Genomic DNA, 17862 nt, shown 5'->3' with positions numbered 1-17862 from the left:
AATAAGAAAAAGCGGGAAACCGAAAATAGAAACTGAAAAATGAAAATTAACTCCGCAATAGAAAAAATGATGTGTTGTATGATGCAAATGTGTATGATGTACGCACCAACCCGCTATTGCCAGAAATTCAGGATGTAATTAACTAAAGAGTTTAATTCTAAATCCCTTCGGCAATCCAGCTGAAGGGATTTTTTTTGAAGCCCCCCAACCCCCGAAGGGGGAGAAAAAAGAAAAAAATTAGTGCATTCGAGGCTAAATAAACAGAATCAACGAATACCGAATTAATAAACAACAAATCAAAAATCAATTAAACACAAACCTTTAAAACTAAAAATCATGAGCACACAAAAATTTGCAACAAATGCACTGCACGCAGGACACGATGTAACTGTAAACGGAGGAACCAGGGCAGTTCCAATTTATCAAACCAGCTCCTATGTATTTAAGGATTCCGATCATGCCGCTAATTTATTTTCACTGGCAGAACCCGGATTTATTTACACCCGACTCAACAATCCCACCAACGATATCCTGGAACAGCGGCTTGCTTCCCTGGAAGGTGGTATTGCAGCGGTAGTGACGGCATCTGGAACGGCAGCAATAAATACATCGCTGCTAACCTTGTTAAGATCTGGAGATCATATCGTAGCTTCCAACAGCCTTTATGGTGGGACTTATAACCTTTTAAGCGTTACTTTACCCAGATTTGGAATCACGACCACTTTTGTAGATCCTTCAAATCCGGAAAATTTTGAAAAGGCTGCCCAGGAAAATACACGGGTGTTCTTTATTGAATCCCTTGGGAACCCAAAACTGGATGTGCTGAATATAAAAGCGATCTCCAAACATGCCAAAGCGCACAAAGTTCCCCTTTTTGTTGATAATACCGTAGCTACTCCTTCCCTTCTTAATCCCATAGAGCACGGTGCCGATATCGTGATCCACTCCCTTACAAAATACATCAATGGAAATGGAACAAGCTTAGGCGGAGTGATCATTGATGCAGGGAAATTTGACTGGTCAAATGGAAAATTCCCGGAGTTTACAGAGCCTTCTGCCGGTTACCACGGCCTTGTATACCACGATGCTTTAAAGGAAGCTGCCTTTATTGCCAAGGTGCGTATCGAAGGATTGCGGGATCACGGAGCGGCTTTGAGTCCGTTTAATGCTTTTCAAATCATACAGGGACTGGAAACCCTGGAATTAAGGATCAAAAAACATAGTGAGAATGCTTTGGAATTGGCCCATTGGCTTAAGCAACAACCGGAGGTTAAATGGGTGAATTATCCAGGCCTGGAAGATAGTCCGTATTACGATCTTGCCAAAGAATATTTGCCAAAAGGACAAAGTGGCGTGGTAACCTTTGGAGTAGACGGCGGATTTGAATCGGCAAAAGTGGTGGCCGATGAAACCAAAATTTTCTCACTCCTTGCAAATATTGGTGACACTAAATCCCTCATTATTCACCCTGCCAGCACAACACATCAGCAGTTAGACGAAGCACAACAAAAAGCTGCCGGAGTTACAAAAGATCTTATTCGGCTTTCGGTGGGGTTGGAAGATATTGAAGACTTAAAAGCGGATTTAAAGGCAGCATTTAAAAATATTAAAAACCTTAAAACAATTTAAAAATGAACGTAGTAAATATAAAAGTGTCAGGAAATTCAAAACCAACCGAGCAGTTGGTTGTAAAGGCACAAAATTTTGAAATAAGGATAGGCGAAAACCAAAGTAATCCGGAATTAGAAGGGCCATGCCCGGTAGAGTATATTTTGGCTGGTTACGTCGGATGCCTAAATATAGTTGGTGGTATCGTTGCCAAAGAGCTGAACATTGAAATTAAATCACTGAAAATAGAAATTTCAGGAGCATTGGATGCCGATAAATACCTTGGTGCTTCCACAAAAGAACGTGCAGGCTTTAAAGCGATTGAAGTTACTGTAAAACCTATCTCAGATGCGTCCAGGGAAGAAATTAAAAAATGGATCGAGATTGTTGAAAGTCGTTGCCCGGTACAAGACAACCTATTTAATCCAACCCCAATTTCCCTAAATTTGGTACAGGAATTAAAAGAACCGGCAGCAGCTTAGGGAAGCGCAACAGGGATTTTAAACCGCCTTTCGGTAGGACTGGAAGATCTGAAATTGGAGTTGAAACAGGCTTTTGCATAGATCGATAAAAAGGTAGTATTGTAAGAAGGAGGTAAAGAGTACGAAAACCAATTCCAAGCTTGATTTTCGATGTACCTTGCCAGGAATAATTTCAGTAAAAAACATAAACATGCTTCAGGAAATAACAATATCAGAATTTGAGAATAGCAAAGGGACTGTCCAGAATATTCATTTAAGCTATCAGTTTTTCGGAAGGGAATTCGGAACAGCCCCTATCGTTCTGGTAAATCATTCCCTGAGTGGAAATTCTGAAATAACCGGGGAAAATGGATGGTGGAATGAGATCGTGGGGGATGGAAAAAGTATAGATCCGCGGGATTATACCATTTTAGCCCTGGATATGCCGGGGAATGGTTTTACCGGAAAGTCGGCACATTTGCTCCATAATTATAAGGAATTTACGCTGCGGGATATCGCTAAAATATTTGCAATAACAATTGAACAGCTTGAAATAACTGAAATATTTGCGGGAATTGGTGGGTCTATTGGCGGAGCATTATTATGGGAACTGGCGGTATTAAAGCCATCCTTGATTCGGCATCTTATTCCTATCGCCACAGATTATAAGGCGACGCATTGGGTAAAGGCACTTTGTAAAGTACAGGACCAGATTTTAAATAATTCGGCAGAACCAGTGAAAGATGCCAGGATGCATGCGATGACCTTTTACAGAAGTCCGCAGTCGTTTACAGCAAAATTTGGCAGTTTGTCTGGACAAAATGATGAAAGCTGGAATATAGAACGCTGGCTGGAGCATCACGGGAATAAGCTGGAAGAACGTTTTCTACTGGCGACTTATAAACTCATGAACCATTTGCTTACCACCATTGATATAAGCAACGGAAACGGAGACTATATAAGCGCTGCAGCTAAGGTTGAATCTGATATTCATATAGTTACCGTGAATTCCGATCGCTTTTTTCTGCCGGATGATAACTGGGAAACTTTTGTGAATCTTTCTTTACAGAAGAAAAACGTACACATTCACGAGATCAAATCGGTTCATGGACACGATGCCTTTTTAATCGAAAATGCCCAGTTGGCAGGGTTTTTAAACCCGATTTTTCACACAAATAAAACAACAAATGAAGACAATAAACATCGTGCTCTTTGGAGTAGGTAATGTTGGCAGCACGCTGATAAATCAAATACTAAATTTAAAGAAACAACTTGGGGAGAACGGGGAACTCGAATTGAATTTACCGGTGATTGTAAATTCCAATACCGCGTTTTTCGAGAAAAAGGGAGTTACGCCTTCCTGGGAAGCAAATTTTAAAAGCTTTGGAGTGCCATACAAACTCAGGGATATTATTGAGTATTTACAGCGGCATGAACTTGAAAACTTGGTAGCGGTGGATGCTACGGCAAGTGATGAATTGGTAGCGAATTATCCTCTTTTGATCAAGAATGGATTTAATATTGTGGCCGCAAATAAGGTGGCAAATACACTTTCTTCGGAATTCTATTTGAAACTAAGGCAGGATTTGAAAAAGTACAACAGGCAGTTTTTTTATGAAACCAATGTGGGTGCCGGATTGCCGGTAGTGGAAACCTTAAAAAATCTGTATGCTTCCGGAGAAAAAGTAACAAAGATCCGGGGAGTATTTTCAGGATCCCTCAGTTATATTTTCAATACTTTTTCTGAATCTGAAAAATCCTTTGATGCTGTTTTAACCGAAGCCGGGGAGAAGGGGTTTACAGAACCCGATCCAAGAATAGATCTTTCCGGAAAAGATGTAGCACGGAAATTATTGATCCTGGCGAGGGAACTTCAGCTGAAAAAGGAACTTTCAGAAATCAATATTCAGGACCTGGTGCCGGTACATTTGAATGGAGGCAGCAGTTTGGAGAATTTCAGAAAACATCAAGGGGATCTGAATAGCGGATTTCAGGATCTGAGATCAGCTTTGCAACAGGATGAGGTCATTCGGCATATTGGCGAACTGGATGTGGCAACCGGTTCCCTGGAGGTAAAACTGGTAAATGAAAAGAAAACGTCCCCTTTTGGGAGCCTGCAACACGCCGATGCTTCCTTTGAAATTTATACCGAATCTTATGGGGATCGTCCCATAGTGATCCAGGGAGCCGGAGCCGGGGCAGCAGTTACCGCACGTGGAGTGCTTTCAGATATTCTGAAGCTTTCCGGAATTATTGAAAACAGTAAAAACTAAAAATAATGGAGTTCAAAAACATTGAAACAGCTGCTATTCGTACCCAGATTGAAAGGACTCAGCATCTCGAACATTCTGCTCCCATGTACCTAACTTCCAGTTATGTATTTGAGGATGCAGAGGACATGAGGGCTTCATTTTCAGAAGAAAAAGAGCGGAATATCTACAGTCGGTTTTCCAATCCGAATACTTCAGAATTCGTGGATAAGATCGCGGCCATGGAAGGTGCGGAAACCGGATATGCCTTTGCAACAGGAATGTCGGCGATTTTTTCAACCCTGGCAGCATTGCTTAACAGCGGAGATCATGTGATTTCGGCAAGATCGGTTTTTGGATCTACACATACGCTGTTCACCAAATATTTTCCAAAGTGGAAGATAAGCCACAGTTATTTTAGTGTTGACGAAGTGGATAAAATTGAAAGTTTAATTAAACCTGAAACCAAAATATTGTTTGCAGAATCGCCTACCAATCCGGGTTTGGATATTCTGGATCTTGAGAAACTGGGAGCGATTGCTAAAAAACATAATCTTATACTCATCATTGACAATTGTTTTGCGACCCCTTATTTACAAAATCCAATAAAATTCGGGGCAGATCTGGTGGTGCATTCTGCCACAAAATTAATAGACGGGCAGGGAAGAGTTTTAGGAGGAGTTACAGTGGGAAGAGCAGATTTGATAAGGGAAATCTATTTGTTTTCAAGGAATACGGGACCGGCTTTATCGCCATTTAATGCATGGATACTTTCCAAAAGTTTGGAAACACTGGCGGTACGGTTGGACCGGCATTGTGAAAACGCATTAAAAGTTGCCGAATTTCTTGAAAAGGAACCAAGGATAGAAAGTGTAAAATATCCCTTTTTAAAGTCGCACCCAGACTATGAAATAGCCAAAAGGCAAATGAAACAAGGTGGAAATGTGGTTTCATTTATAATAAAGGGCGGAATTGAGGCCGGAAGGAATTTTATAGATGCTATTAAACTTTGCTCCTTATCTGCAAATTTAGGCGACACCCGAAGTATAGTAACCCATCCGGCATCTACCACCCACAGTAAACTGAGTGAAGAAGAGCGGCAGGAAACGGGGATTTATCCCGGTTTGGTGAGGGTTTCGGTGGGATTGGAACATGTGGATGATATTATTAGGGATTTGAAACAGGCCTTAAATTCCTGAAAAGAAAGAGGAAAGAGAGCGGCCCCGGAGATTTAAACCCTCAATGAGGGTTTAACTTAAAGAATAGAGTAATGGGAACTATAGAGCAGGCCATAAAACGATTAATTAATTATATTCGCTTTATGCTTTCAAAGAAAACAAAATACGGGATCAAAGCGCTGTCATATATTGCCAGGCAGCAAAACCTTAAACCGGTGCAAACTTCTGAAATCGCTCAAAATGAAAATATTTCTCTGAAATTTCTTGAAAGTATTTTGGTTATTTTGAGAAAATCGGGCTTTTTGGGCTCCAAAAAAGGAAAGGGCGGGGGATATTATCTTATCAAAGATCCTTCAGAGATCCGGATGACACAGGTTATTAGGGTGCTCGAAGGTCCAATTGCAATGCTGCCCTGCGTGAGCCTCAATTATTATGAAAAATGCGCAGATTGCCCGGACGAGGCCAGTTGTTCAGTACATTTTTTAATGATCCAGGTAAGGGATAGCACCCTGAAAATTTTGGGAGATAACACCCTGGCTGACCTGGCTTTTAAGAATAAAAACCTTCCATAAAATACTCTAATAGAAATGTTAAAATAAAAATGTTAGGCGATTAAGGAAGCTTTGCATTAGTATGGGAATTATATTTGCCAATAACATAGTAACCCTATAGGATAATAGATAATAGTATATGTTTTTAAATTATATCAGTTCAACCAAGAAATATAAAACAGATAGAACGTCTGAAAATCCTTTGCGAAGTATTACAAAGGCGATTAGTTGGAGAATTATAGGGACTTTGGACACTATAATAATATCCTGGGTTTTAACCGGGGAGATCGACACAGCCCTGGCAATAGGTTCTATAGAATTGATTACGAAGATGCTTCTGTATTTTGGGCACGAAAGGCTATGGAACAGGATAAATTTTGGAAAGGAGAAATCATGAAATGAGCATAACGGAAACCCGATGCAAAAACCGATGAAGATATGCGAATTACTCCCGATAGCTATCGGGAGACCAATAAATAAAAAACGCTTGTATTGAGCGAAGTCGAAATAATAAGTATCTACAGATGAAACTATTTAGCGAAAGAGAATTAAACTCACTTAATAAGCATTTGAAAGGGATTCTCCCTTCAGAATTGATTCCGTGGATTATAAATAACTGTTCAAAACCTGTTGTTACCACGAATTTTAGACCCTATGAAGCAGCCATTTTACATGCCTGCTCCAGTTTTGAACCTGGAATAAAAGTGATTTGGTGTGATACGGGTTATAATACTCCTCAAACCTATATTCACGCAAAAAAGGTGATTGACATATTGGATTTAAATGTGAAACTCTATATCCCAAAGGAAACAGCAGCTTACAGGGATGCATTGTTTGGAGGTATTCCCCGGGTGGATAATCCCCTGCACGAAGAATTTACAAAGCAGGTAAAACTGGAGCCTTTTCACAGAGCGATGAGTGAGCATAAACCAGATGTTTGGTTTACCAATTTAAGGAAAGGACAAACCGCTTTCAGGGATAGTATTGATATCCTGAGTTACAGCAACGACGGAATTTTAAAAGTAAGTCCTTTTTATCACTGGAGTGATGAAGCGCTGGATGAATACCTGAAAGCACATAAACTGCCTAACGAGTTTAAATATTTTGATCCCACGAAAGTAGAAGACAACAGAGAGTGTGGATTACACTCATAAAAAATAGTATTAGCGATAAGCATAATGAAAAACCCGATGCCAAAATCTATTTTACCAATGGCCATTAAAACAATAAATCACACCTATGAAAACCAATATCAAATTAAATCAAAATCTGCTGGAAAGCGAAGCCATCTATATTTTCAGGGAGGTAGTTGCTCAGTTTGAAAATCCGGTGCTTTTATTCTCGGGAGGAAAAGATTCAATAACCCTGGTACGATTGGCTCAAAAGGCATTTTATCCTTCCAGGATCCCTTTTCCGCTTATGCACATAGATACAGGTCATAATTTTCCTGAAACTATTGAATTCAGGGATAATCTGGTAAAGGAACTCGGCCTTACGCTTATTGTTAAACAGGTGCAGGCAGATATAGACAAAGGGGATTCCATTGAGGAAAAGGGAAAGTATTCCAGCAGAAACGGGCTTCAAACCGCTACCCTTCTAAACGCTATTGAAGAATATAAGTTTGATGCCTGTATTGGCGGTGCCAGAAGGGATGAAGAAAAGGCCAGGGCCAAAGAAAGAATCTTTTCCGTAAGAAATGATTTTGGGGAATGGGATGAGAAAAACCAGCGACCAGAAGTTTTTGATATACTTAACGGAAGGATTGGGATTGGACAAAACGTTCGGGTGTTTCCTATTTCCAACTGGACTGAACTGGATGTTTGGAATTATATAGCCCAGGAAAATATTGAAATTCCTTCCATCTATTTTTCACATGAACGTGAAATATTTGAACGGGACGGATTTCTTTGGACTGCTTCAGAGCATGTGTACAGGGAGGCCGATGAAGTTCCCAGAAAGCGAAAAGTGCGCTTCAGGACGGTGGGTGATATGACCTGTACCGCCGCAGTAGAATCGGATGCAGATACCATAGGCCGGGTTATTCAGGAAATAAGGGATTCTTCCATTTCAGAACGTGGAGCGCGAATAGACGATAAAAGATCGGAAGCGGCTATGGAAACCAGGAAACAGCAGGGGTATTTCTAAAAGCCCCCAAGCCCCCGAAGGGGGAATAAAAAAGTTCAAGGTTCAAAGTTCAAAAGTTAGAAAGTTAGAAAGTTAGAAAGTAAAAAATTCAAGGTTCAAAATTTAAAGTTAGATGAGCCAAGTGACAGGAGTAAATCAGCGAAAAAGCATTCGTGCATTGGTGGCAAACTTTTTCCGAAGAAAATCTGAAGTAAAGAATAATAAGCATTCGTGCATTCGTGGCTAATTTAAAAACATTCAAAAGCCAGGAAGTAATAAATATATAAAGAATAACCTAATGGAAGTATTAAAAATAGCAACAGCCGGGAGTGTAGATGATGGGAAAAGCACCTTAATAGGGAGATTGCTTTATGATACCCATTCCCTTACATCAGATAAAATTGAGGCTATAGAAAAAAGCAGTCGTAAAAATGGTCTGGATTATCTTGATTTTTCGCTCGCTACAGATGGCTTAGTGGCAGAGCGCGAGCAGGGTATTACCATAGATGTGGCACATATCTATTTTTCAACAAAAAATAAAAGCTACATCATTGCAGATACTCCGGGACATGTGGAATACACCAGGAATATGGTTACCGGTGCATCCACTTCACAAGCTTCGATTATTCTTATCGATGCCAGAAAAGGGGTTATTGAGCAAACCTACAGGCATTTTTTTATCAATAATCTGCTTCGGGTAAAAGAAGTGATCGTGGCGGTAAACAAGATGGATCTTGTGAATTATTCTGAAGGGGTTTTTAATGAAATAGTTTCAGATATAAAGGATCTCCAATCCAAAAGCGAATTTAAGGAGCAACAACTCACCTTTATTCCGGTAAGCGCGCTTTGGGGAGAGAATATAGCAGAAAAATCCAGGGAAATGCCCTGGTATCAAGGGGATACTATTTTGGAGCACCTGGAGCAGGTGAGTTCTGGAAATTTTGAAGAGCAGGCACAAACCAGATTTTCTATACAAACCGTAATTCGTCCGAAAACAGAGAAGCATCATGATTTTAGGGGTTATGCAGGGAAAATTACCGGCGGAAGTTTAAAAGTAGGAGATAAAGTGACCGTCCTGCCTTCCCTTACAAGTTCTGTTATCCGGAAAATTCATTTTTTTGATGAGCAGTTTGAAGAAGCACCGGCAGGAAGCTCAGTAACTATTACCCTGAAAGATGATATCAATGTGGCCCGGGGAGATATGTTGGTGAAATCAAATGAAATTCCGCAGCAGTCCAAAACCTTAAATGCAACAATTTGCTGGATGGATGGAAAAGCACTTTCGCCCGGAAATAAATACCTGCTTCAGCATAACACCAATGAAATATTGGCGAAAATCGACAAAATAGAAACCCACATCGCAACAGATTATGCCGGGGTGAATACTTCTTCCGTGCTAAAAATGAATGAAATAGGCAAGGTTTCAATCCTCCTGAGCAAAAGTATTTTTTCCGATTCCTATGCCTCCAATAAAGCAAACGGTCGGTTTATTTTAATAGATACTCAAACCAATACTACCGCAGGAGTAGGCTTTATAAATTAAAAGTAAGCCCACAGGTGGGATTAAAAAATTAAGATTATGCAAAGTTTCAGAACCGAAATTGAAAATCAAATTGTAGAAAAAGATATCATAGATCTGGAAAAAAAGATCCGTCTTTTTCGTGAAGGAAAGGCAAATGAAGAGAAATTCAGAAGTCTTCGTTTGGCGCGTGGGGTTTATGGACAGCGCCAGGCCGGGGTTCAAATGGTACGGATAAAACTACCATTTGGAAAAGTGACTTCAGAACAGTTACGCCGCATCGCGGATGTTTCTGATGAATATTCCACCGGAAGACTTCATATCACCACCAGGCAGGACATACAAATCCACCATGTAAGCCTGGACAGGACTCCGGAGCTATGGTCACAGCTGGAAAAAGACGATATAACCCTTCGTGAGGCCTGCGGAAATACCGTGCGTAATATTACCGCTTCTCCCACCGCCGGGATCGATGTGGAGGAAGCTTTTGATGTTTCTCCTTATGCTAATGCTGCGTTTCAGTTCTTTCTAAGAAACCCGGTTTGCCAGGAAATGGGAAGGAAATTCAAAATCTCTTTTTCTGCTTCTGAAGAGGATACCGCCCTTAGCTACATTCATGATCTTGGATTTATTGCCAAATTGAAGGATGGAAAACGCGGATTTAAAGTAATGCTGGGTGGCGGATTGGGTTCTCAGCCGAGACATGCCGATGAGTTATATGATTTTATTGAAGCTGAAAAAATAATTCCGCTTATTGAAGGGGTGTTAAGGGTTTTTGACCGGTTTGGTGAAAGGTCTAAACGACTGAAAGCGCGAATGAAATTTTTAATAAAAGACATCGGGAAAGATGCTTTTATGGATTTAGTGGCAGACCAGAAACAAGCACTTTCCAGGGAAAAAGTGGAATTTGATTTGGAATTTTTTGAGGCCGCACCTCCGCTTCAGGATGTGGAGATTCCTTCGGTAAAAATTATAGATACTAAAGCATACGAAACCTGGAAAAGCACCAATGTTTTTCCGCAGAAACAGGCGGGATTATTTGCTGTTGGGATTCGGGTTCCGTTGGGGGATTTTTACACCGGTGGAGCCAGAAAACTGGCAGATTTGATTAAAAAATATGCCGGGAATGAACTTAGGTTTAGCTTACGCCAGGATATTTTAGTGCGCCACGTTCGGGAAGAATTTTTGCCTTTCTTTTATTTAGAATTAAAGAAACTGGATTATGTGGAAGCCGGATATAATAAAACCGTAGATATTACCGCCTGTCCGGGGACGGATACCTGTAACCTGGGAATTTCCAGCAGCACAGGGATTGCAAGCGTTCTGGAAGATGTTTTAAAAGAGGAATATCCTCAATTTATAAACGGGAAGGATATCACTATTAAAATAAGCGGTTGCATGAATGCCTGCGGCCAGCATAATATGGCAGAGATTGGTTTCCAGGGAATGTCTGTAAAAGTGGGAAAATCTGTCGCTCCGGCACTTCAGGTCTTGCTGGGCGGAGGAACGCTGGGAAATGGGCTGGGCCGATTTTCAGATAAAGTTATTAAAGTTCCCAGCAAACGGGGACCTCAGGCACTTAGAATTTTACTGAATGATTTTGAAGCTGAATCCACTTCCGAAGAAAAATTCATAGCGTATTATGACCGCAAGGGAAAAAACTATTTCTACGATTTGTTGAAAGAACTCTCAGACACTTCAAACCTTACCGAGAACGAATTTGTGGACTGGGGTCATAAGGAGGATTATATAGTGGCAGTTGGAGTTGGGGAATGCGCCGGAGTGGTAATAGATCTTATTGCAACCCTGCTTTTTGAAAGTGAGGAGAAAATTGATAATGCAAAAAGTGCGCTGGAACGAAAGGCATGGGCAGATAGTATTTATCACTCATATACTTCCATTGTGAATTCTGCCAAGGCACTATTGCTTTCAGAAAATGTAAGTACAAATACCCAGGCCGGGATTATAGCACAGTTTGATGAGTTTTTTGTAGAAACAGGAAAGATAGAACTCTCCACTACTTTTAAAGAATTCGCATATCAGCTTAATGAAAATGAGCCATCGGAGGTTTTTGCAAATAAATATTTAAATGACGCGCATTTGTTTCTTAAAAGAGCAGATGCCTTTAGAACGAAGGAGGTACAAAATGTATAATACACCAAAATTAAGTGTGGTTGGAGCGGGTCCGGGAGATCCGGAATTGATAACCATAAAAGCAATAAATGCTTTGAAATCGGCGCAGGTTGTATTGTACGATGCGCTTATAAACAGGGAATTGCTGGAATATGCGCCACAGGCTGAGCATATTTTTGTGGGCAAGCGTAAGGGTAAACATAGCTATTCCCAGGAAGAGATAAATTCGCTCATCGTTAAATATGCACTGGAACGCGGCCATGTGGTACGATTAAAGGGAGGTGATCCCTTTATCTTCGGAAGAGGTTCTGAAGAGATCAACTTTGCCAGGAGTAAAGGTTTGGAAACGGCTATGGTTTCAGGGATTACCTCTTCTATCGCGGTTCCGGCCAGCGTCGGGATTCCGCTCACCCAGCGTGGAACTTCAGAAAGTTTTTGGGTGATAACAGGAACCACTTCCGGGCGTAAACTTTCAGAAGACGTTCAGCTTGCGGCACAATCTACCGCTACAGTGGTTATTTTAATGGGAATGGCAAAACTGCAGGAAATCGTTAAAATTTTCAGTCGGTTTGGCAAAGAGGATACTCCTGTGGGTGTGATCCAGAACGGAACCACTGCGAATGAAAAATCCGGTTTTGGAAGCATTAAAACCATTGAAAAAGTGGTGAAGGAAAAAGGACTCACAGCTCCTGCTATAATAGTGATAGGAGCAGTGGTGAAGGAAAGTCATCAAATTCGGTCGGTATTTAAGAATTTAAAATGCCTTCCAATAGTAAAAACCGTATCAGCATAATTATGGAAGAAAGAAATGAATTATACCCGGTTTTTCTAAAGGTTAACAAGCTGAATATTCTCATCGTGGGTGGTGGTGAGGTAGGCCATGAGAAACTTCATTTTTTACTGAAATCGAGTCCGAATGCGCAGGTGGAAATGATTGCAACCTGGTACCTCCCGAAAACCGCAGACCTAGCAAAGAAGCACGGTATAAAAATGACCAAAGGAAGGTATAAAAGAAAACATTTAAAGAAGCGGCATTTTGTGATTGCGGCAACCAACGATTCAAAACTCAATAAAAAGGTTTATGAGCATGCTAAAAAAAGATATTTGCTTGCCAATATTGCCGACACCCCGGAGCTGTGTGACTTTTATATGGGCGGCATCGTAAATAAAGGCCACGTGAAAATCGCGATTTCCACCAATGGAAAATCACCTACCACGGCCAAGCGCCTTCGGGAATTCTTTGAAGAGGTAATTCCTGAAAATGTGAATGAGATGGTAGAGAATTTAAATGAATACCGAAAATCCATCAAGGGTGATTTTGAAGAAAAAGTTAAGCAGATGAATACTATAACTGAAGCATTAAAAGTAAAAAAGAGTATAAAATGATTAAGACAGATATCCTGATTATAGGGGCCGGGCCAACCGGATTGTTCACCGTTTTTGAAGCGGGATTATTAAAATTAAAAACCCATTTAATAGATGCACTTCCCCAGCCGGGTGGGCAATGTTCAGAAATATATCCAAAGAAACCCATTTATGATATTCCAGGGTTCCCGGAGGTTTTGGCCGGAGACCTTGTAAATAACCTAATGGAACAAATAAAACCTTTCCAGCCCGGATTTACCCTGGGAGAGCGCGCAGAAACCCTTGAGAAACAGGAGGACGGCACTTTTATAGTAACCACTAATAAAGGCACCCGGCATCACGCCCCGGTAGTAGCAATAGCCGGCGGACTTGGTTCTTTTGAGCCACGAAAACCGCCTATCCCAAATATCACCGATTTTGAGGAGAAAGGAGTTTCCTATTTTATCAAGGATCCGGAAGTTTTTCGGGATAAAAAAGTGATCATTTCCGGAGGAGGAGATTCTGCTTTAGACTGGGCGATTTTTCTGGCAGATGTTGCTGCCGATGTGGTCCTGGTGCACCGAAGAAACGAATTCCGCGGGGCATTGGATTCTGTTGAACGGGTTTCAGAATTATCTAAAAAAGGCAAAATAGAGATCATAACCAATGCTGAAGTAGTTGGTTTGGAAGGAACCGACAGGTTGGAGCGGGTCGTGATTCGGCATAAAGATGTTGCACGTGGGGAAGAATTCAGGGAAATCAATGATTTTATTCCATTATTCGGACTTTCACCAAAACTGGGCCCTATGGGTGACTGGGGACTGAAAATTGAGAAAAATGCGATAAAAGTGGATAATTCCTATGATTATCAAACAAATATTCCCGGTGTTTATGCCATTGGTGATGTGAATACCTATAAAGGAAAACTAAAGCTGATCCTTTCCGGTTTTCATGAAGCAGCGATCATGTGCCAGAGCGCCTATCAAATTATCAATCCGGGTAAAAAATATGTATTGAAATATACCACTGTTGGAGGCGTAGAAGGATTTGATGGCAGCAAAAAAGAAGCAAAAAAAGAAGTAGTGCAAAGTATTGGGTAATCTTCAAAAACATCAAAACCACTTCGGGCCCTGGCCTGAAGTGGTTTTGCTTTCACAATTAGCTGTTTACCAGGTTTTTTGTTTCCTCCTGTTTCAAGCCTTTGGCGTGTAAAGTGATGTTGTGTTAAAGGTATGCTTTCAGGTTTGTAAGCTGCCGATTTAGGCGCAGAAGGCTTTGAATACTTTAAATGAATCGATTCATATTCAAAAATCTTAGTGAGGGGCTTGCTCCCTAAGGTTTTGTCGACGCCGTTTACCCAACTGAGTCAAACTTTTATTCGGCAAATCTTATTATTCCTTCGGTTTCAAGCCAAAGCTGTTTGTATTTAATAGGAATTACTTCTTCGCCATTTTTATTAATATATCCTGCTTCTCCATTTAATTCAACATAAGCCAAATCATTAAAGAAGGGAAGGGCTTTCTCGTAAACTGCAGGAATTTTAATCTTTCCTTTTCTGTTTATGAAACCATATTTCTCTTCTTTCTTGAACAGGGCTAATTTTTCTGTAAAGAATTGAAAACCAGTTCTCTCTAAATTAAAGGGAACTTTGATTATATTTTGTTTATTAATAACTCCATAAAATTCCCCTTTTTTAACAAATGCCCTCCCACCTTTAAAAGCATGGACCTTTTCATAAATAAATGGAATCTGTTCCTCATTTTTTCGGTTAACAAAACCCCATTTCCCGTTTTTTTGAGCTGTTATGAGATTTTCATTGATATTAAGTCCAACCTCATCATAAATAAACGGAATTACAGCTTCCCCCACTTTATTTATGAAACCAAATTTGTTGTCTTGTTTTGCTACATACAATTCACTGTCATTTATAAAGTAGATTTCTTGATATTTGGGTTTGCATAAAATTTCACCTTTTATATTAACAAGGCCTTTCATCTTATTGCCATCCATGATTTCCTGATAAACAAAAAGTGAATCGGAATCGAAATAGTGACTTCGTATATCATACTGCAAATCGCTATTAAAAATAACTTTCCCATTAGCATCTAAAATATGAGCTCTTTTAACCTCTGTTTGACCTCTGAAATGCTCAAACCCAAAATTACTTATGTTTGTGTATTGAAAGGGGGTTAAAGAATCACCTTTTCTATTAATTAAGCCATATTTTCCGTTTTTTATTGCATATCCAGTATCTCCATAATAGAAGAAAGTTTTTTCATACTTTTTAATGAAAACTTCACCTCCCTCTTTGTTGATATAACCGTAAACAGAATCCTTGATTATATTGGCATAATCACCATAAAAGTCGGTTCCAAAATTATATTTTGGTTCAATAACTATATCCCCTTTCAGATTTAAATATCCAATTTTCGGATAATTTTCAGGCTGAATATTATAGAATAATCTTGTTAAAATATTATCGGCTAAAGAATTCGATTCCGTTTTTTGTGGAACTCTTCCTAAAAACGTCATCACATCTAAATCCCCTTCAAACCTGTCCTGGGAAAATGAATACTGAGAGGATGTAAGTAATAAGATTATTAGTAAAAATTTATTTTTCATTTCAATTTATTAAATTGTTTGTTTTAACATTCATCTATACCTATCAAGCAGACACGTATTGTAAACCTATTAAAATTTTACCAATACTATTTACGGGAAACCATAGAATTAAAAATTGCGTGTAGTTATTAGATGTAATAACCTATTTTTTTTCTTTTTATCAGGTATAAATCAGCAATAATCCCAAAAATATCATAAAATAATCCTGATAAACGCCAAAATTTATAGCTGCACCGGTGCCGATGATGACCAAATAGTTGGAATTATAAGTAAATACTTTTCAAATACTTCAAAAAATTGTTCTGTTGTAAATGGCGTTTCCATAAGAGTTAAATTTAAACCCAAAAGGGAGGAAACAAATTTGGGGAACTAAGCTTCTAACTAAGTTAATTCTTTTTTTAAAAAATTGGATTTTAAGTAAACCGTAATTGAAATGAATACTTAATCTACATAGGTTTCTTTAAGCACCTCTTTACATTTCTTTATTTCAGCGTTGGATAAGGATTCGAAGACTTTTATAATTCTTTGTTTATCAACTGTTCTAATTTGATCAATCGCGATCATTCCCTTTTTACCGGAAGATTTAACAGGAACTCTAGTTGGATATTTTTTGGTATTTGTCTTCATTGGGGCAACGATAACTGTTCTCAAATACCTATTCATTTCATCAGGAGAAAGGATAACGCAGGGAAGGGTTTTTTTAATCTCACTTCCCACCGTGGGATCAAGATTAACCAGAATAATGGAATATTGGTTTAATTCCATTCCTCAAAATTTTCATCTTCAAAAACATCGTCCATAAGAAGTTGATCATCTTCATTTTCAGCCATTTTCCTGAATTTTTCCTCCCAGTTTTTTCTTGGGGAATCAATTGGCCTGAGGATTATTTGATATTTTTCCAGAATCGTTTTACTTAAACGAAGTCCTTTTGAATTTCCTATTCGAATAATTGGAGTAGTAATCATCAACTTTCCAATCCGCTCTTCTTCTTCCAGATTTGTTAAAGATTGAATGCTTGGGGTATTAAGGTTCCTTTATTGAACTAATGTTATTTCCAAATAACCGATTATCAATAAACATTTCATCAAGAGAGTTACATTCATTGCCGATTTTCGGAAAACTTCTCCTCCATATTTGCTGTCAGATAAATCAATGTAGTCAGTTTGAATTCCGACTAAACTTGGGCCAGTTGTTGGTTCAAGGTATTTAGGAAAAATAAAACCTCTGTTATTGTAATATGCTAATTCTAGAAATTTCGTCATAATAATTGGCAACTTGTTGGATCCCAGCTTTTCTTTCTTGGAATACGTCCAGTTTAAAATCAGCTTTTTTACATTTTAAGTAAATCTGTTAAAATTATGTTAATATCGCTTACAGAAAACCGTAAAATTAAATACGTCGGGGGTTTGTTACATAGCACATTTAAGCGCGATTTTTCCTAACTTTGCCCAAAATACAGTTAAATGAAGATCAGGTTAAAAAGATTAAACGAGCACTATCATTTTGAAACCAAAAATGAGCGCGGGGATGTAGTTTATTTAGACAATAAATCGGAGCCGAATCCGCAGGGGGCAAGCCCAATGGAACTGCTGTTGATGGGAATCGCGGGTTGCAGCGGGATCGATATTGTGATGATTCTAAAGAAACAACATATAGAGCCGGAAGACCTTCAAATGGAAGTGGAAGGTTTTAGGGTAGATGGCGCTGTTCCAAATGTTTTTACTGCCATTAAGCTTAATGTATTTTTAAAAGGCGATTTTTCTCCTGAAAAGGCAAAACGCGCGGTAGATCTTTCGATAGACAAATATTGTTCGGTGGCAAAGATGCTTGAAAAAACTGCGGAGATCAGTTATGATGTTTATTTAAACGGAGAAATCATTAAATAACATAATTTTCCTACAAAAAACTTGCATTCTAAAGTTCCAGCATTATATTTGCCAAACTAAGTTCATTTATATTTTATAATACTGTTATCAAGAAAGGTTGAGGGATTAGACCCTGTGAAACCTTGGCAACCCTCCCCTGGAGAAGGTGCTACATTCTACCGCACGCATTGTGCAGATAGATAACAAA

Annotated in this window: 18 protein-coding genes and 1 riboswitch; of the genes, 15 read left to right on the top strand and 3 right to left on the bottom strand. The window is 39.3% G+C overall.

Features of this window, described 5'->3' with window-relative positions; genetic code table 11:
* The first annotated feature begins 336 nt into the window (after window positions 1-336).
* From ACKGJN_RS11965 to ACKGJN_RS11900, 14 genes are all read left to right on the top strand, one after another.
* Complete coding sequence (locus tag ACKGJN_RS11965) at window positions 337-1629, top strand: O-acetylhomoserine aminocarboxypropyltransferase/cysteine synthase family protein (RefSeq protein WP_409539741.1); 1293 nt, start codon at window positions 337-339, stop codon at window positions 1627-1629.
* A 2-nt stretch (window positions 1630-1631) separates the two neighbouring features.
* Window positions 1632-2090, top strand: a complete 459-nt coding sequence (locus ACKGJN_RS11960; protein ID WP_409539740.1) for an OsmC family protein — start codon at window positions 1632-1634, stop codon at window positions 2088-2090.
* A 190-nt stretch (window positions 2091-2280) separates the two neighbouring features.
* The gene (locus tag ACKGJN_RS11955; protein ID WP_409539739.1) at window positions 2281-3294 is read left to right on the top strand and encodes an alpha/beta fold hydrolase; all 1014 of its coding nucleotides are present in this window, start codon (window positions 2281-2283) and stop codon (window positions 3292-3294) included.
* Window positions 3257-4342 (top strand): homoserine dehydrogenase family protein, encoded by a 1086-nt coding sequence (locus tag ACKGJN_RS11950; protein WP_409539738.1) that lies wholly within the window; start codon window positions 3257-3259, stop codon window positions 4340-4342. The genes ACKGJN_RS11955 and ACKGJN_RS11950 overlap by 38 nt, the downstream gene beginning before the upstream one ends.
* A gap of 5 nt (window positions 4343-4347) precedes the next feature.
* Complete coding sequence (locus ACKGJN_RS11945) at window positions 4348-5517, top strand: trans-sulfuration enzyme family protein (RefSeq protein ID WP_409539736.1); 1170 nt, start codon at window positions 4348-4350, stop codon at window positions 5515-5517.
* Window positions 5518-5639: 122 nt separating this feature from the next.
* Window positions 5640-6068 (top strand): RrF2 family transcriptional regulator, encoded by a 429-nt coding sequence (locus tag ACKGJN_RS11940; protein WP_409539871.1) that lies wholly within the window; start codon window positions 5640-5642, stop codon window positions 6066-6068.
* Window positions 6069-6186: 118 nt separating this feature from the next.
* Window positions 6187-6444 (top strand): DUF2061 domain-containing protein, encoded by a 258-nt coding sequence (locus ACKGJN_RS11935; protein WP_409539735.1) that lies wholly within the window; start codon window positions 6187-6189, stop codon window positions 6442-6444.
* A 127-nt stretch (window positions 6445-6571) separates the two neighbouring features.
* A complete protein-coding gene (locus ACKGJN_RS11930) occupies window positions 6572-7201 on the top strand; it encodes a phosphoadenosine phosphosulfate reductase domain-containing protein (protein WP_409539734.1) in 630 nt (209 codons plus the stop codon).
* Between the two features lie 85 nt (window positions 7202-7286).
* The gene (cysD, locus tag ACKGJN_RS11925) at window positions 7287-8192 is read left to right on the top strand and encodes a sulfate adenylyltransferase subunit CysD (RefSeq protein ID WP_409539733.1); all 906 of its coding nucleotides are present in this window, start codon (window positions 7287-7289) and stop codon (window positions 8190-8192) included.
* A gap of 277 nt (window positions 8193-8469) precedes the next feature.
* Window positions 8470-9714, top strand: coding sequence for a sulfate adenylyltransferase subunit 1 (locus ACKGJN_RS11920; RefSeq protein ID WP_409539732.1), 1245 nt, complete (start codon window positions 8470-8472; stop codon window positions 9712-9714).
* A gap of 36 nt (window positions 9715-9750) precedes the next feature.
* Window positions 9751-11844 (top strand): HEPN domain-containing protein, encoded by a 2094-nt coding sequence (locus ACKGJN_RS11915; protein ID WP_409539731.1) that lies wholly within the window; start codon window positions 9751-9753, stop codon window positions 11842-11844.
* Entirely contained in the window at window positions 11837-12616 is a 780-nt protein-coding gene (gene cobA / locus ACKGJN_RS11910) for a uroporphyrinogen-III C-methyltransferase (RefSeq protein WP_409539730.1), read from the top strand. Before ACKGJN_RS11915 ends, cobA begins: the two co-directional genes overlap by 8 nt.
* 2 nt (window positions 12617-12618) lie before the next feature.
* A complete protein-coding gene (locus ACKGJN_RS11905) occupies window positions 12619-13209 on the top strand; it encodes a precorrin-2 dehydrogenase/sirohydrochlorin ferrochelatase family protein (RefSeq protein WP_409539729.1) in 591 nt (196 codons plus the stop codon).
* Window positions 13206-14267, top strand: coding sequence for an NAD(P)/FAD-dependent oxidoreductase (locus ACKGJN_RS11900; RefSeq protein ID WP_409539728.1), 1062 nt, complete (start codon window positions 13206-13208; stop codon window positions 14265-14267). Before ACKGJN_RS11905 ends, ACKGJN_RS11900 begins: the two co-directional genes overlap by 4 nt.
* Before the next feature lie 274 nt (window positions 14268-14541).
* Here the strand turns inward: ACKGJN_RS11900 and ACKGJN_RS11895 are convergent, their stop codons facing one another.
* The 3 genes from ACKGJN_RS11895 to ACKGJN_RS11885 form a co-directional block, all read right to left on the bottom strand.
* Entirely contained in the window at window positions 14542-15789 is a 1248-nt protein-coding gene (locus tag ACKGJN_RS11895) for a WG repeat-containing protein (protein ID WP_409539727.1), read from the bottom strand.
* A gap of 441 nt (window positions 15790-16230) precedes the next feature.
* Window positions 16231-16554 carry a type II toxin-antitoxin system PemK/MazF family toxin gene (locus ACKGJN_RS11890; RefSeq protein ID WP_409539726.1) on the bottom strand — a complete coding sequence of 108 codons (324 nt, stop codon included), beginning with the start codon at window positions 16552-16554 and terminating at the stop codon, window positions 16231-16233.
* Entirely contained in the window at window positions 16545-16751 is a 207-nt protein-coding gene (locus ACKGJN_RS11885; RefSeq protein ID WP_409539870.1) for an AbrB/MazE/SpoVT family DNA-binding domain-containing protein, read from the bottom strand. Before ACKGJN_RS11885 ends, ACKGJN_RS11890 begins: the two co-directional genes overlap by 10 nt.
* Window positions 16752-17252: 501 nt before the next feature.
* On the opposite strand from ACKGJN_RS11885, the gene ACKGJN_RS11880 reads away from it, so the two are divergent.
* The gene (locus ACKGJN_RS11880; protein WP_409539725.1) at window positions 17253-17675 is read left to right on the top strand and encodes an OsmC family protein; all 423 of its coding nucleotides are present in this window, start codon (window positions 17253-17255) and stop codon (window positions 17673-17675) included.
* An 81-nt stretch (window positions 17676-17756) separates the two neighbouring features.
* Window positions 17757-17861, top strand: a riboswitch (SAM riboswitch).
* The last annotated feature ends 1 nt before the right edge of the window (window position 17862 follow it).

It is taken from the genome of Gillisia xinjiangensis, from assembly GCF_046298265.1.
GTDB lineage: Bacteria > Bacteroidota > Bacteroidia > Flavobacteriales > Flavobacteriaceae > Gillisia > Gillisia xinjiangensis.
The sequence above is the reverse complement of the archived record's forward strand: the minus strand, read 5'-3'. Positions and strand labels throughout refer to the sequence as shown.